Source organism: Shewanella morhuae (assembly GCF_003028295.1).
In the GTDB taxonomy this organism is placed as follows: Bacteria; Pseudomonadota; Gammaproteobacteria; order Enterobacterales; family Shewanellaceae; genus Shewanella; species Shewanella morhuae.
Genome location: NZ_PYSG01000002.1, coordinates 2896850 through 2911212, shown reverse-complemented (window position 1 = coordinate 2911212; position 14363 = coordinate 2896850). Strand labels below are relative to the sequence as shown.

At 46.2% G+C, this 14363-nt stretch carries 9 protein-coding genes; 5 read left to right on the top strand and 4 right to left on the bottom strand.

From position 1 onward, the window contains the following. Positions 1-146: 146 nt before the first annotated feature. The 5 genes from C9I43_RS13195 (at position 147) to C9I43_RS13175 (ending at position 8279) form a co-directional block, all read left to right on the top strand. Complete coding sequence (locus C9I43_RS13195; protein ID WP_107883734.1) at positions 147-3821, top strand: ATP-binding protein; 3675 nt, start codon at positions 147-149, stop codon at positions 3819-3821. A gap of 11 nt (positions 3822-3832) precedes the next feature. Beyond that, complete coding sequence (locus C9I43_RS13190) at positions 3833-4486, top strand: hypothetical protein (RefSeq protein ID WP_076498052.1); 654 nt, start codon at positions 3833-3835, stop codon at positions 4484-4486. Positions 4487-4534: 48 nt separating this feature from the next. After that, positions 4535-5755, top strand: coding sequence for a phosphoenolpyruvate carboxylase (locus C9I43_RS13185; RefSeq protein WP_107883732.1), 1221 nt, complete (start codon positions 4535-4537; stop codon positions 5753-5755). After that, complete coding sequence (locus tag C9I43_RS13180) at positions 5743-6615, top strand: DUF7281 domain-containing protein (protein ID WP_107883731.1); 873 nt, start codon at positions 5743-5745, stop codon at positions 6613-6615. The genes C9I43_RS13185 and C9I43_RS13180 overlap by 13 nt, the downstream gene beginning before the upstream one ends. Positions 6616-7016: 401 nt before the next feature. After that, positions 7017-8279 (top strand): dicarboxylate/amino acid:cation symporter, encoded by a 1263-nt coding sequence (locus tag C9I43_RS13175; protein ID WP_107883730.1) that lies wholly within the window; start codon positions 7017-7019, stop codon positions 8277-8279. A gap of 104 nt (positions 8280-8383) precedes the next feature. Here the strand turns inward: C9I43_RS13175 and C9I43_RS13170 are convergent, their stop codons facing one another. The 4 genes from C9I43_RS13170 to C9I43_RS13150 all read right to left on the bottom strand — a co-directional run bounded on the left by C9I43_RS13170 (position 8384) and on the right by C9I43_RS13150 (position 14277). Beyond that, entirely contained in the window at positions 8384-8935 is a 552-nt protein-coding gene (locus C9I43_RS13170; RefSeq protein WP_107883729.1) for a TIGR00645 family protein, read from the bottom strand. An 855-nt stretch (positions 8936-9790) separates the two neighbouring features. Next, positions 9791-12049: a TonB-dependent receptor gene (locus C9I43_RS13160; protein WP_107883728.1), complete on the bottom strand. Its 2259-nt coding sequence runs from the start codon at positions 12047-12049 to the stop codon at positions 9791-9793. 100 nt (positions 12050-12149) lie between these two features. Next, a complete protein-coding gene (locus tag C9I43_RS13155) occupies positions 12150-12413 on the bottom strand; it encodes a hypothetical protein (RefSeq protein ID WP_107883727.1) in 264 nt (87 codons plus the stop codon). Positions 12414-13284: 871 nt separating this feature from the next. Further along, complete coding sequence (locus tag C9I43_RS13150) at positions 13285-14277, bottom strand: class 1 fructose-bisphosphatase (protein ID WP_076497953.1); 993 nt, start codon at positions 14275-14277, stop codon at positions 13285-13287. Positions 14278-14363 lie beyond the last annotated feature (86 nt).

Here is a 14363-nt window from a genome sequence, read left to right as displayed (position 1 = left end):
GCATTAGCGGTGCGCCGCTGAATTGCCAATACACCGCGATTGCCTTATTTTAGGGGCACGATTTTTAAGGCCAAGCATAGTGGCCCTGTTGGATAGTCTTATTTTTACGTATAGATAAGACTTATCCCGTTTGGATAAGGAATAAAATGGCAAGCTTGATTCGTATTGTGCTAATTGATACGCACCTTCCGGGCGTTGTGGAACTCGCCCTCAATGGCCATACCAACATTTGTGGGACTAACGCCTCGGGTAAAACTACGCTGCAACGCTTAGTGCCGGTTTTTTATGGCGAATACCCAAGCCGCGTGGTGCCTTCGACCCGCGACAGTTTCGAGCGTTGGTACTTGCCACACGATTCAAGCTACATCATTTATGAATATCAAAAGGCCGATGGTTTACTGTACCAAGCCGTGCTGGCCTCGGCGGGTGATGGTAAGGGCGTTAACTACCGTTTTATCGCTAAAGGTTTTGAGCTAAGCGATTATATTAAATCGCAAAACGGCGACACTATTTTATGCCATACCATGGCGGAACTAGGCCGAGACTTAAAACGTGCCAACATCGCCACCACTAATTTGCTCAACACCCGTGAATATCGCGCCATTATCCAAAACGATCGCACGTTATTAAGTACGGGCAGCAACCGCAGCGAACTGCGCGGCTATGCGCGCCAATTTGCCCTGTGTGAAGGCGAACATTCCCTGCGCCACATCGAAAAACTCGCTAAAGCGGTGCACTCCAAAGAGGGCAAGATGGAGACGGTCAAATCGATGATCGCCGCTATTTTAGAAGAAGATGGCGTTAATCCGCCCAGCTCGCGCTTAAATCCGCAGCGTGTCGAAGCGTGGATCCGTGAAAGCCAACTTATCCAGGGCTTTGAAGTGATTCGCCCTGAGTTTGAAAAGCTCGAGCAAGAATTTAATCAACTGCTTAGCGCCGAGCTGCGTTTATCTAGTCTGTCGCGCGGTTATCGTAATGACGAAACCTTAGAAGCCGATCGCCAAGATATTCAACAAACCTTATCTAAAGAACTGAATTTAAAACTGCGCTTGTTAGACGATGAATGGAAAGAGCAGCGCGATGAGCTCAACCTCGATTTATCTGCCGCTAAGGGTGATGTGGCCAAGTGTGAATATGAACTCGATGCGATTGAAGATCAGCACAGTGCCTTTTTAGATGCCAATATAGAGCAAGCTAAGGCTGACTTAGAGATGCTGCCAAACTGGCGCACTGATGTTGAAAACCTAAGTGAGCGCCATAAGCTGCAAACCGAAAAGCACCAAGATATTGAGGCGGCCTACAATGCCCGTCGCGGTAAAATTGGCGAGCAGTTAAACCGCGAGCTAGAAGGTTTGCATAGCGACCAAGACAAGCAGCGTGAAGCCCGTGATAAACAGCGTGAAGTCGCGCGCACCGATATTGATGCTTTAGAGGCGCAATGGCGCAGCCAAATGGATGCGGGCAAGGCCAGCTTTAGCGAGCAAGAATTCCAATTCAAGCTCAATGCCGCCGAGCTTAAATTACGTGTCGATGGTGTGACCTATACCGAAGAAGAAAAGTTAAGCCTAGCAATTTTTGATGAGCGTATTCATCGCGCCGACGAAGAGCAAGAAAGCTGTAATGCTAAGGTCGAGCGTTTAAGCAGCGACGAGCGCAAGCTCAGAGCTAAGCGCGACCAAGCTAACGAAGCCCTGCGTATTGCCACCTTAAGGGTGAATGAGCGCCAAACAGCGCTCGATGAACTGCATCACATGCTGTTTCCGCAATCCCACACTTTACTCGAATTTTTGCGTAAAGAAGCCCAAGGTTGGGAGCAAAGTTTAGGTAAAGTGATTGCGCCTGAATTACTGCATCGTACTGATTTACATCCAAGTTTAGTGATTGAATCGAGCGAGGCTTTCTTTGGGGTACATTTAGATCTCAAAGCCATCGATGTGCCTGAGTATGCGGCGTCTGAGCAAGAACTGCGTATCCGGTTAAGCAAAGCTGAAGAAGCCCACACTAGCGCCCAAGAATTGCAAATCGAAGCTGAATCGCAATTAGTAGCGATCAATGGCGAGCTGGATAATTTAAGCCGTGAGCTTACCTTTGCCCGCACTGCCTACAAAAATAGCCGTGACGATCTGCGCCGCCTATTTGATGAAAAGCGCAGTGAACAAGAAAAAATCAATAAAGCATTAAGTGAGCGTAAAGCCCATGCAGGACAAAGGCTTATCCAACTCGATGGCGAGCTAAAACAGCTTAAGCATCAACACGAACTTTGGCTTGAAGAGCAAAAAGAGCAAGCGCTTGAAGCGCGCATGGAGAAAAATGCCTATTGGCAGGAAGTCATCGGCGCACTCGATAATCAACTCGGCCAAATTAAAGCGACCATAGAAGGGCGCCGTGAAAGTGCTAAAGCTGAACTAAAAGCCTGTGAAACTTGGTACAAAAACGAGCTTAAATCCCGTGGAGTGGATGAGGGCGATATCCTCAAGCTCAAGCAACAAATTCGCGAATTAGAGGCCAAAATTAGCAGCGCAGAGCAGCGTCGTAGCGACGTACTGCGCTTTGACGATTGGTATCAACACACTTGGCTGATGCGCAAACCTAAATTGCAAACTCAGCTGAGTGATGTGAAACGCGCAGTATCGGAAATCGATCAACAGCTTAAGGCGAAAACTCAAGAGGTTAAAACCCGCCGCCAACAGCTAGAAACCGAACGTAAAGCCTCGGATATGGCGCAGGTTGAAGCTTCTGAAAACTTAACCAAGTTACGTGCAGTGATGCGAAAACTCGCCGAGCTTAAGCTACCCAACAATAACGAAGAAGCCCAAGGCAGCCTAGGTGAGCGTTTGCGCCAAGGTGAGGATTTACTGCTAAAGCGCGATTATCTGATGGGGTCGGTTAAGCAATATGTGGAGCATTTTGACTCCGTTATCGCCAGTAAATCGGGTTCTGGTTTAGCTGAAACTTGGGAGCGTGCCCGCGAAGAATCGAGCTTTATTAACGACAAAGGTATTCGTTTGCTGGATTACCGTAAGTTAGTACCACAGCTTGAGCAATTGCTGAACGTGATCGTGCCGCAATCGATTACTGCGCTACGTGAGCAAGGCCGAATTTTCGGCGTCGACTTAACGGCGTTTTATGATGTATTAGCCGATATTGACCGCCGCATTGCATCACAAAGTGCGCGTATTACCCGTGAAGTCGGCGAAGAGTTATTCCTCGATGGCGTGTCTGAATCGGCGGTGCGTATTCGCTCACGCATTAGTGAGTTAGAGTTTTGGCCCGAGCTTGAACAGTTCGTCAAAGCCTTTAAACATTGGAAAGCCGATGGTTTTAATGGTTTGCCCGATGAGGATTACACCAACAGTATGCGCCGCGCCTTAGACATTATCGGCCGCGCTGCGCTAACGGGCGGTATCTCTAAGTTATTGGAAATTGAGCTGCGCCTTAAAGAAGGTAACAGCGACTTAATCATCCGCACCGACAGACAACTTAACGAATCCTCAAGCCACGGTATGGCGTATCTGATTTTGTGTAAGTTCTTATTGGCTTTCACTCGCTTATTACGTGGACGCGCCGATGTGACCATTCACTGGCCGATTGATGAGCTTGGCACCTTGCACCATACCAACGTGAAGAAGATTTTCGATGCCTGCGAAAACAACAATATTTGTGTGCTGGGCGCCTTCCCGAACCCTGAGTCTGAGGTGCTGAACTTGTTCGCCAACCGTTATATTATCAACAAACAAACTAAGAAGTTGCAGGTGGTGAAGCCCAAAGCCAATCCGATTGCGGATATGTTGAATAAGCGTCTGTCGAAGGAGGCCATCTAATGAGCGCACTCATGGATCAGTCAACCCAAACCGTATTAGTCGGCACCGGCGCGTTAATTGAATTGTTACTCAAGGGCGAATTTATCTGCCGCACTACTAATGAAGAAGGCTGGCGCGCCCTTAAAAATAACAGCACCCGTGAACGGGTCGAAGCCTATTTAAACCAGATCAATCGTACCGTGGCGTCTGCCGCCGAAGGTGATGTGTTTTTTTGTGGCTATCTGCAATTGGGCGATAGTGAACGCAAAGTTATTTCATCGCAGTTTAAAGATATTTGTCAGTCACTTATCCCGCTGGTGGAATGGTTAGTATTAGTGCAAGAGGCCAGTGGTCAAGATGCGCCGCTAAACGAAGGTGCACCCGTGCGCTTAACTGAGTTGCAAAGCCGTATCGAAGATACGCCGGCGTTTCGCGAACAGTTAGCCAAACTGAGCCAATATCGTCTATTTGGCTCGACAAGCTCCAATAGCGATGCGCAAATCAAATTAGTCTTTAAACGCTTGGTCGAACTGGGTTATTTAGTGCGACCGAACGTCGAGAAGCAAATCTATATCGCCACGGGTAAGCTTGATTATCTGTATGAAGTGATTCGCTTTATTGATGAAACCGAAGGTTTAAGCCTAGAAGCGCAGGCAGAAACGGCAACCCAGCGGGATCTAATATAATGTTGGCACTGTTAAACCTAGGTAAAAGCTGTGACCAAGGAGGCCATGATGAGCAGTAACTTACATCAAGCAGGTGTAAAGCTACTCAAGCAGTTAGGTCGCCATGCTGACATCATTATGGACACCTATTTGGCGGGTTCCTTAAATGAGGATGCGCACGACCCGAGCGTGGTTGAAAAACTCAAACAGGCGGGCATTTTGTGGCGCCCAGAGCCAGATCAAGAGCTGCGCCTTAAGCGTTCTGTGCGCGCCTTGCTCGAAGAAGGCTTGAGTGATGAGCGTAATCGCCAAATCGACTCTAATGTCGGCTCGGCCTTAGCCACCATTAAAACCTTGGCTGACCACTATAAAGAGGCGCGCCATAGCTCAGACTACAGCGCCGCCGAGGCCTATTTGTCTGATTTGAGTGAGCATGTTTACAGCTTTGCCGACAGCCTGCGTTATTCGATTCGGGTATTGTGGGGTCGCATTAATAACGAGTTCGGTTATGTTGGCACTATCAACGCAAAAATCCGTGAAAACGAACTCGCCCAAAGCCAAGTGTCTGAATTACTTAATGGCTTAGAGATGTTCCAGTTTAGTGAGTTGGGCGAAATCGCGGGTGATATCCGTGAGCTACGTAAGCTGATAGTGACCACCTTGCAGGAAACCATGAGCGACTGCGCCCAAGAACTCAGCGTAGTGCAAGGGCGATTACTGGAGCTTTTAGGCCGTTTCAGGCAAATTCGTGGCCGTACTCGTTTGCTAAAAGGCTGGTTACTCTATACCGATTTGCATCCAGATTATCGTCCTGCAGACCATGTGTCGCACAAGGAGATTCCGAGTCTTTTTAATCGTGCTGAAGCTTTGCTCGCTCCAGCTGCGGTAGACGTACACAACGCCAGCCAAGAGCTAGAGCTAATGGGTATAGTGGCGCACATTAAAGCCATTAGCCGTCATCCTGTGGTCGCTGCGGTGCGTGAGCGCGATGCGCCCGTGTCACTTACTCAAAGTGAAGATTTTGATGTGCCGGATAATCCGCTCAAACAAGCGGTAGATGAGTATTTTGTCGATGTGATTGAGTCTGGCCTGCGTCAATCTGCGCTGGAGTATTTGGCAGATAAAGCGCTGCCTTGGAATGCTGAAAGCTGGATTTACCAAGTGATTGGGGGGTATGAAGGCTTGCCCGATGAGCACAAAGCCTATTTTGAGCTTGAGCCATTGGGTGAACCGCATCCGATTTATAGCGGTAACTTTATCATTCGTGATGTTGAATTATGGCTCGCCTAGGCCAGCAACAGTTGCAGTTATTGGAGAGCGCTTTTATTAAGCGCGCTCCCAAGGTTAAACTTACGGCTAACTGGCGCGCGATTTACCGCGAGTTAGAAGTGGGCGAGTTAGACGAGTCTGAAAAGCATTTGTGCTTCGCGCCGCGTGATTTTGAACTGTTAAGGCAAGGCGTTTTAGCGCTAATGGGGCTTGATTTACGGGAATTAGATTTCAATGTTGACCGCATGGCGATGTCCGCCAAAAGTCACGATGAAAAACTCGCTAATATTCGCCCCGAAGCTGAATACCTGTTGCTCAAATTTCTGGGTTTTACATCACCGCCACTTGCTATATCCGCCTTAACCTCGCTGCGGGTGCCTATCGATGAAGCACAAGATTATTGTCGTACACTTAAGGTCTCGGCCATTTTAGTGGTTGAAAACTTAGATGTGTTTGATGTTATTCAGCAAGCACGTTTACCTGCAGATTTAACCAACCTCATGGTTGTTTACCGTGGTAGCGGTCATCATTCACCGATTGGGGTGCAACATTTCTTGCAGGTAATGGCAGGCAAAACCCCTATTATCGCTTTTACTGACTTTGATCCTGCAGGGCTGCAAATTGCGCACACGTTAACGGGCGTGACGCATTGTGTTGTGCCGCAACTTGCGCTAAGCGCACCAGCGCAGTTATTGGCGATAGCACAAATTAATTCGAGCAGTGATTTCGACAAGCAAGCTAAACAGGCTAAGTATTTACAGCATGCTGATTTACATAATTGGCAAAAATTTGCTTGTTGGATCAGTCAACATCGGCTCAGCATCAAACAGCAACACCTGCTGGCTCGCGAGCTTGAATTAGTGTTAGTGCCATATATTTAGCCCATATTTATTTCATCCCTCTACTTATTCATCGTTTTAATAGCGTTTAATGCTTTTATAGTCGATAAATCAGTCATTAAATCTTAGGTTGATTATCTTTTAGTTGTTTAGATGTTTAATTTGATCTGTTTTTGACAATGCTTTGTTGTTAAAAATATCTTAAATAAGTGTGCTAATGGCTGGCGTATTATTTTTGTATTTTAATTATCCTTAATTATCAGTGGTATGAAAAATTAACGTGATATTTGCAGTTTTATTGAACATTAAAAAATGAAATAAACTCATTGAATTAACCTGCAGCATGTTTCACTATCCCCCGCCTAGGCCAAAAATGGATTGGCCATTGCGCTCATTATGGACAATGAATCACTAGATATAACATCTTTGCGGAAACCACAAACATGATGAAATCACTTTCGACGCGGATCTTTATTGGTCTGTTTGCGGGCCTTATTTTCGGCACTATAGTGCAGTATTTTTTAAACGATATCGGCCTATTCTCGAATAATTTAGTCGAGCTTGCCGACGGCGTTGGCACTATGTTCGTTAATATGATCATGATGCTGGTGGTGCCATTAGTGTTTGTGAGTATTGTTTGTGGCGTGTGCGAGCTACAAGACCTTAAAAGTTTTGGCCGCTTAGGCGGTAAAACCTTTGGTTTTTATATTATTAATACTGTGGTCGCTATCGCGACTGCGTTATTGCTGGTGTTATTACTTGAACCCGGAAAGGATGTGGATATGGGCAGCACTGAGGGCGTGGCGATTACCGCAACTGAGCTACCAAACTTAATGGCATTGGTGATTGATATCGTCCCGCGTAATCCAGTGGCGGCCTTTATGTCGGGCAATATGCTGCAAGTGATCTTTATGGCGCTCATGCTTGGTGGCGTGATTAAGTCACTCGGTGAGCATGTTGCTGGCGCGATACAAGGCTTTCAAACCGCTAACAAAATTATGATGAAGCTGATTTCAGTAGTAATGTGCCTCGCCCCTTACGGTGTTTTTGCGCTGATGCTTAAACTTGGCGCGACCTTAGATGCGGGCATGTTGGTGAGCGTGATTGAATATATGGCGCTGATCCTCGCGCTGTTACTGCTGTGGATATTTATTGTTTACCCTATAGCGGTGGGCATATTTACCCCTATCTCTGCTAAAAACTTTCGCGATAAAACCCAAGAGCTGGTGCTTTTTTCACTTTCGACTGCAAGCTCAAACGCGACGATTCCGGTGACTATGCGCACATTAACTGACAAATTAGGCGTAAATCGTGCGGTAGCAGGTTTTGGTGTGCCGCTTGGGGCGACCATGAATATGGGTGGTGTGGCCATTTATATCACAATTGCGATTTTCTTTGTCGCCAACGCCTTTGATATGCCGATTACCACAGAGCAATTGCCTTCGTTGCTCTTCAGTATTTTCCTATTGTCGGTGGGGGCGGGCGGCGTACCCGGTGGCGGCATGGTGATGCTTGGCGTGTTAATTCATCAAATAGGTTTACCGATAGAAGCATTTGCGATTGTGGCGGCCTTAGATCGCATTATCGACATGGTGCTCACCTCTTGTAATGTGGTGGGGGACGCTGCGGTATTGACCATAGTGGATCAAACTGAGAAAGTGCATCAAACCGAAAAGGTGCATCAAGTTGAATTGGCTAAAAGCTAAAATAGCGGTTATATCAACAAAAAAAGCCACTGGAATCAGTGGCTTTCTTTGTTGGTGACTTTACATTTTGTAAAAGCATTAAGACTAAAACAACTCGACTCGTGTTATTTACTGCCGGTGTTATTTACTGCTGTGCTATTTACTGCTGTGTTAGTGGCTATTTGCTTACTGGTGCGAGTTATTTTGTCCAGATACCCCATGGCAAAGGCTGATAACACAAACGTAATATGGATCAGTAAGTACCACATAATTTTATCGTTAGAGATGTTTTCAGCATTCATGAACACCTTAAGCAAATGAATGGATGAAATAGCCACAATAGAAGCGGCGACCTTATTTTTTAGGGAGTCAGCATCTAGCTTGCCAAGCCAGCTCAGCTTTTCGCACCCCTCATCAACATCCAGCTGCGAAACGAAGTTCTCATAGCCTGAAAACATCACCATCACGATAAGCCCGCCCACCAAAGTGATATCAATTAGCGACAGTGTGATGAGCACTAAATCCACTTCATGCATGTCAAAAATGATGGGCAGAATATGCCAGATTTCCTGAAAAAACTTCAAACCTAAGACGAGTAGCATTAGGCTTAATCCCAGATAAATAGGCGCCATGATCCAGCGCGACTCGTACATCAGTTTTTCAAAAAACTTTTCCATATAACGTTTAACCCTCCTAATAACGCATAGCAAAAGCTAATCTATTTAAGATGTTAAAAGTATTGATATTACTAGGTTTAATGGTGTTGATATGAGCGTTAGGCTGATGCTTGAACCAGTGTTTAACCTTAGTTTTTACATTGATTCTTAATATCTATTAATGAGATATTTCTCGCCAAAATAGTACAACGCCTAGTAAGCACCACATATGTTTTACTGCGGATTTTTTCAACCGTGTGAGCCGAAATTTAATAAGGGTTTGTCACGTCTTCATTGGTGAAGTCACGCACAGTGCTGCGGCAGATTTGTATGGCCTTACGGGCGAGATAAGTCAAAGTCGCGGGGCTTCACTCCCTGACGTTTAATCAAGAGTCGACCAAGAAGGGCTGCTCGTCCTATCAAAAACGTCCATGTTAAACGGCCAGCTCGATATCCCTATCTCGCGCTCAAAACGGCCGCTGGCCTTCGCTCTTGGATGCACCCAGACGCCCCATTTAGAGTGTTATTATGCTATCACATCAGACGCTTAGCCCTGATTCGACTGACACTATCTCGGCATCTGATAGGCAGGATGCCTGAATGTCGTGAAGTGCATGGATGCACGAGAACGACCATGCCTCGCTCACGCAACGAACACAAATGCCCTGCGGCAACTTCGCAGGGGTGGGGAACTTCTGTGATCTCGGTATTGGCTGTTAATCCAAAAAGAGTTGTGCTTGGCCCATCTTTGTTGCTTGTCCTATTTTTGTGACATTTAAGCCACCAGCGGCAGTATCAGACCAATTGGTTGCTTGATTATTTAATGTCGCATTTCGGAGTCTAATTAGGGACAAAGTTGAAGATTATTATCTCAACTCACCAACTCACCAGATAGCTTAAACTCACAGTACGGCCACGGCCGTGGTAGTCAAACATGGCTTCTGGGCCGTAGGCAGGGCTATAGAAATATTGAGCCCGCTCGCCCCAAAGTGTGGTGTAGTCTTTATCAAGTAAGTTTTCGATGCCGTAACTTAATTCACCTACTGGAAGTGTGATAGAGCCTAGTAAGTCAACGGTTGTGTAAGCTGTTAATTCACTGTCTAACCCGTCATTGGCTTTAAAGCGGTAGTCGGATTTAGCATGAAAGCTATGCTGTGCTTGTAAGCGAACATGTTGTTTATCACCGCGCCAGCCCAAGAAAGCCGTAGCTTTAGAAGGGGATGCATAAGCAACGGTTTCATCTATCCAGTCGTGTTCAGCTTTGATTTCACTTTTGACCCAATGCAGATTCGTACCGATTTGCCAATCGCTGCTGATATCAAAGTTAAACTGGGCCTCAATTCCCATATTACGCTTATCATTGTTTTTGACGTCTATGGTTAAGTCGGCGGAGTTAACCTCAATCACTTTATCTGAAATGCTGTAATAGGCACTGGCTTGGGCTTGCCAGCGATTTGCCTGATAACGCCAGCCTATTTCATAGGAGTCAGTTTTTATGCCGTCTAAGCGTGTGTCATTGATGTTAATGCTATCGGTGAGATGCAGGTAGCTGGAGCTATCTGCTTGGTATTTTCCACGACCATAAAACTTAGATAAATCAGGTAATTCAAATCCTTGTGAATAATTTATCCATATCTGTTGGTCGCGACTAAGTTTGGCAACTAAGCCTACATTGAAAAGGCCAATATTGTAGTCTGTGCTGCCACCTTTAATCGCGTCGGCGCCTGTTGCTTGGCCTTGTGCGATAGCCACTTGCTGGTTGTAGCCGATAAAATCATCGACGCTATTGTCCATGTTTTGGTAGCGATAACCACCGTTGAGCACAAAAGTATCGCTCAATTTGATGTTGGCCTGTAAAAAGGCGGCGATAGATTCTACTTCAAAATCAACATATCTACCGGTGGTGAAGTCTTGACGCATCACTAAGCCACCACTCTGATTGGCGGCGTCTAAATCAAAACTCATTTGGTCCGAATCGAAACTCTCATGATCGTAATCGACGCCCCATGTGAGCTTAATGGTGTCAGTTGGTTGTGATTCCAATACAAGTTTTGCGCCATAAAGCTGGGTATTTTGTGCTGAGGCTGAAAAGTTGTACACACCCACATCGGGACTAACATAAGGGAAGGGATGAAAGTCGAGTGCTTCTTTACGATAAAACCCTTGTAAGTAAAGTGTTTGGCCTAAAACATTTTCTGATTGATAGTTAATATTTGCCAATATGCGGTCGGTTGCTGGGGCTCTGTCTGCTTCAAGCCCTGAACGCGTTTCTAATAGCGTTGCATCATTGGTAACACCGCTAAAGTTTTGTCCAAGGTACAAGCCATGTCGACCATCAGACTCGTTGTTATAGGCTTGCAGTAAACCGCTGATCTGGCTGTCTTGATCAACCTGCCAATCGAAGCTTCCCATAAGATCATAGCTTTGCGTGTACTGTAGCCCTGTTTGCGAAATATCGAACATTACTGGCTCGCCATTGCCATCAAACGACTGCCCAACATCTTGCCAAGCAGCGCTGAGCCGACCTTTTAATACCTCGTTGCCTCCGCTAACAGCAAGGGCTGTACGATAGTCCAAATCTTCACTGCTATTAAAGCCAGACTTTACACCTGCCTGCGCTTCTATGAATGTCGTATCAGCATGAGCTTTTTTCGTGATGATGTTGATCACACCACCTAATGCGCCACCGCCATAAAGTGCAGATGCTCCGGCTAATACCTCAATACGGGCGATATTAAACGGATCGATGCTGTCGAGTTGGCGACTAATACCCCGTGAGGTGTTCATTGAAATACCATCAATAAGAACTATCATGGCGCGACCACGCATGTTTTGACCAAAGTTGGTTCGACCTTGGCTAGATACATCCATGGAAGGCACCAGCTGTGCCAACATATCTTTGATTTCTTTACCACTATTGATTTGTTCGCTGATGCTTTCTTCATCAATCACCCATACAGTGCTAGAGAGATCGCTAATACTTGTCGGTGTACGGCTGGCCGTAACTTGCATACGCTCCATTGCTGGAGCCGTTGTATTTTGGGTTGAAGGGGTAGTTTCTGCGATAACTGCGGGGGCAATGCTCAATAATACGGCGCTAGCGACAAGGCTCAGCTGGCCTTTAAACGATGACATTTCATAACTCCTTTCTTATGACTTACATTATTCTTAAACGTTCTATTTTATATGATGAACTTTAGTTCAACGTTGACAATTCTTGGAACCATAGCAACATCTAAAGACAGAGAGGTGCACTTAAGCTGTAGCGATTAACGTGATATGGCAGCAACATAGATGCAAGAAGACTCTGAGGTAACAAACTAGCAAGGCTAAGGAGCCAAGATGAAGGGAATGACATCCACGAACTCAGTAATAAACTGATGCCAAGTAGTAAAGAGCAGTGAAACAGCAGCCATTGATTAAGTTTATAGCGCCAGCCTAGCATAAACAGCTGCTCGACATCGGCAGACAAAAGCGGTGTTTTACTGGCCAGTTTCATAGTCACTCCCTAATAAATCCGTATTATTTAAACGTACTTGATAACTATTATCAATTGAATTTACATTTGACTCAGTATTATCCGTTCCCTCGGAGTTGCCGCAGAGTGAATAGCGCTCGGGATTTAATAAAGAGTGCGTGAGTCTCGGCATGGCCGTTCACGTGCATCCGCACCTCACAACATTCAGGCATCCTGTCTATCAGATGCGGAGCTAGCTTTCGCAGGTGCAGGGGCGAATGAAAATCGGTGATCTTCGTGCTTATGAGCGAGAGGCAAGGGTTGCCGAACTGGAGTGCTTTACATGGATAGAAAGATGGGACTGGCACATATCTCTAGGAATTAAAAGTTAACACCGAAGCCACAGAAGTTCACACCGAAGCCACAGAAGTTCACCTTCCCCTGCGAAGTTGCCGCGGGGCGTTGGAATAAATTGCGTGAGTCCGGTCATGGATGACCGGCTAGCTTTCGCAGGTACAGGGACGTTGCCTTCGGAAGCGATAGCTATTTATCCATAAGGCCAAGGCTAGTAACTAATGCATGTAACTTCGCTAGGGTGAGTGCTACATAGCAGCGTTACGAACGAGAGCCACGGATGGCGAACTGGCAGTTAGACATGGACATTGTTCGGCATGAGAGATCCAAGAGGGAATTACTTGATCCCCCTCTTGGTCGGGTGTGGGTTGAAGACCCACGACTTTGATTCACCTCGGCCGTTAGGCCGTATAAATTCCAAATGTGAAACCCATCGCTAAAACTTTACAGATCCCTGATTACGCAATCACAACTCAAAATGTCGCATTACGCGATAACAAAAAAGCCACTGTGGTCAGTGGCTTATATCATAAAAAATCAGGAAGCTAAGCGATTCGGCTTAGTCCAGGTTTGGCTCTTCACTGTAGTCCAAACCATGATAGCTCAGGCAAGCGTCGACTTCGTTGCTGCTGCCTAGGATAACTGCTACACGTTGGTGAATTTGTGTTGGGATAATGTCTAAAATGGTTTCATAACCCGTTGAGGCTTTACCGCCTGCTTGTTCAACTAAGAAGGCCATGGGATTGGCTTCGTACATTAAGCGCAGTTTGTACGGTTTTTTAGCGTCTTTATTGTCGGTGGGATAAGTGAAAATACCACCGCGTGATAGTACGCGGTGCACGTCGCCGACCATGGCGGCAATCCAGCGCATGTTGAATGACTTTTCGCGTGGGCCAATTTTGCCGAGCAGTAAATCGGCAATATAGGTTTGCATTGGCGCTTCCCAAAAACGTTGATTTGACATGTTAATGGCAAACTCGGCGGTATCAGGGCTAATGCTCATGGCGGCGTCAGTCAGTAAAAACTCATTGGTTTCTGGGTGCAATGTAAACAGTTGCACGCCCTGACCTGTGGTTAATGCCAACATGGTCGATGGGCCATAAAGTACATAACCAGCTGCTAATTGCGCGCGGCCAGATTGTAAAAAACTGGTTTCAGTTAGTTCGCCAGCAGGGGCGGGCAGGACAGAGAATATCGTGCCGACTAACGAGTTAATATCGATATTAGATGAACCATCTAGCGGATCGAAACAGACTAAATATTGACCACCTTTGCTAACTTCAACCACATGATCTTCTTCTTCCGACGCTAAACCACGTACTGTACCGTCAGCTTTTAAGGCATCTTTGAGCATGTCGTTAGTGATGATATCCAGTTTTTTCTGGGTTTCACCTTGGACGTTTTCTTGCTCAGTTGCACCTAAAACGCCCGCAAGTGCACCATGACGAACGGCGTGGCTAATGGCTTTTGAGGTGTCGGCTAAGGTTAAAATTAACTGAGAGAGGGAGTCGTTCACTGCCTGTGAGGTCAGGTGCTGGGTCAGAGTCTGCATGTTATGTCCTTTAGAGGTTCAACAATGAGGTCAATTTCGTTATTTGCCGCGAATGATAACTCAGTTAGTCAACAATTTCAGTGCTG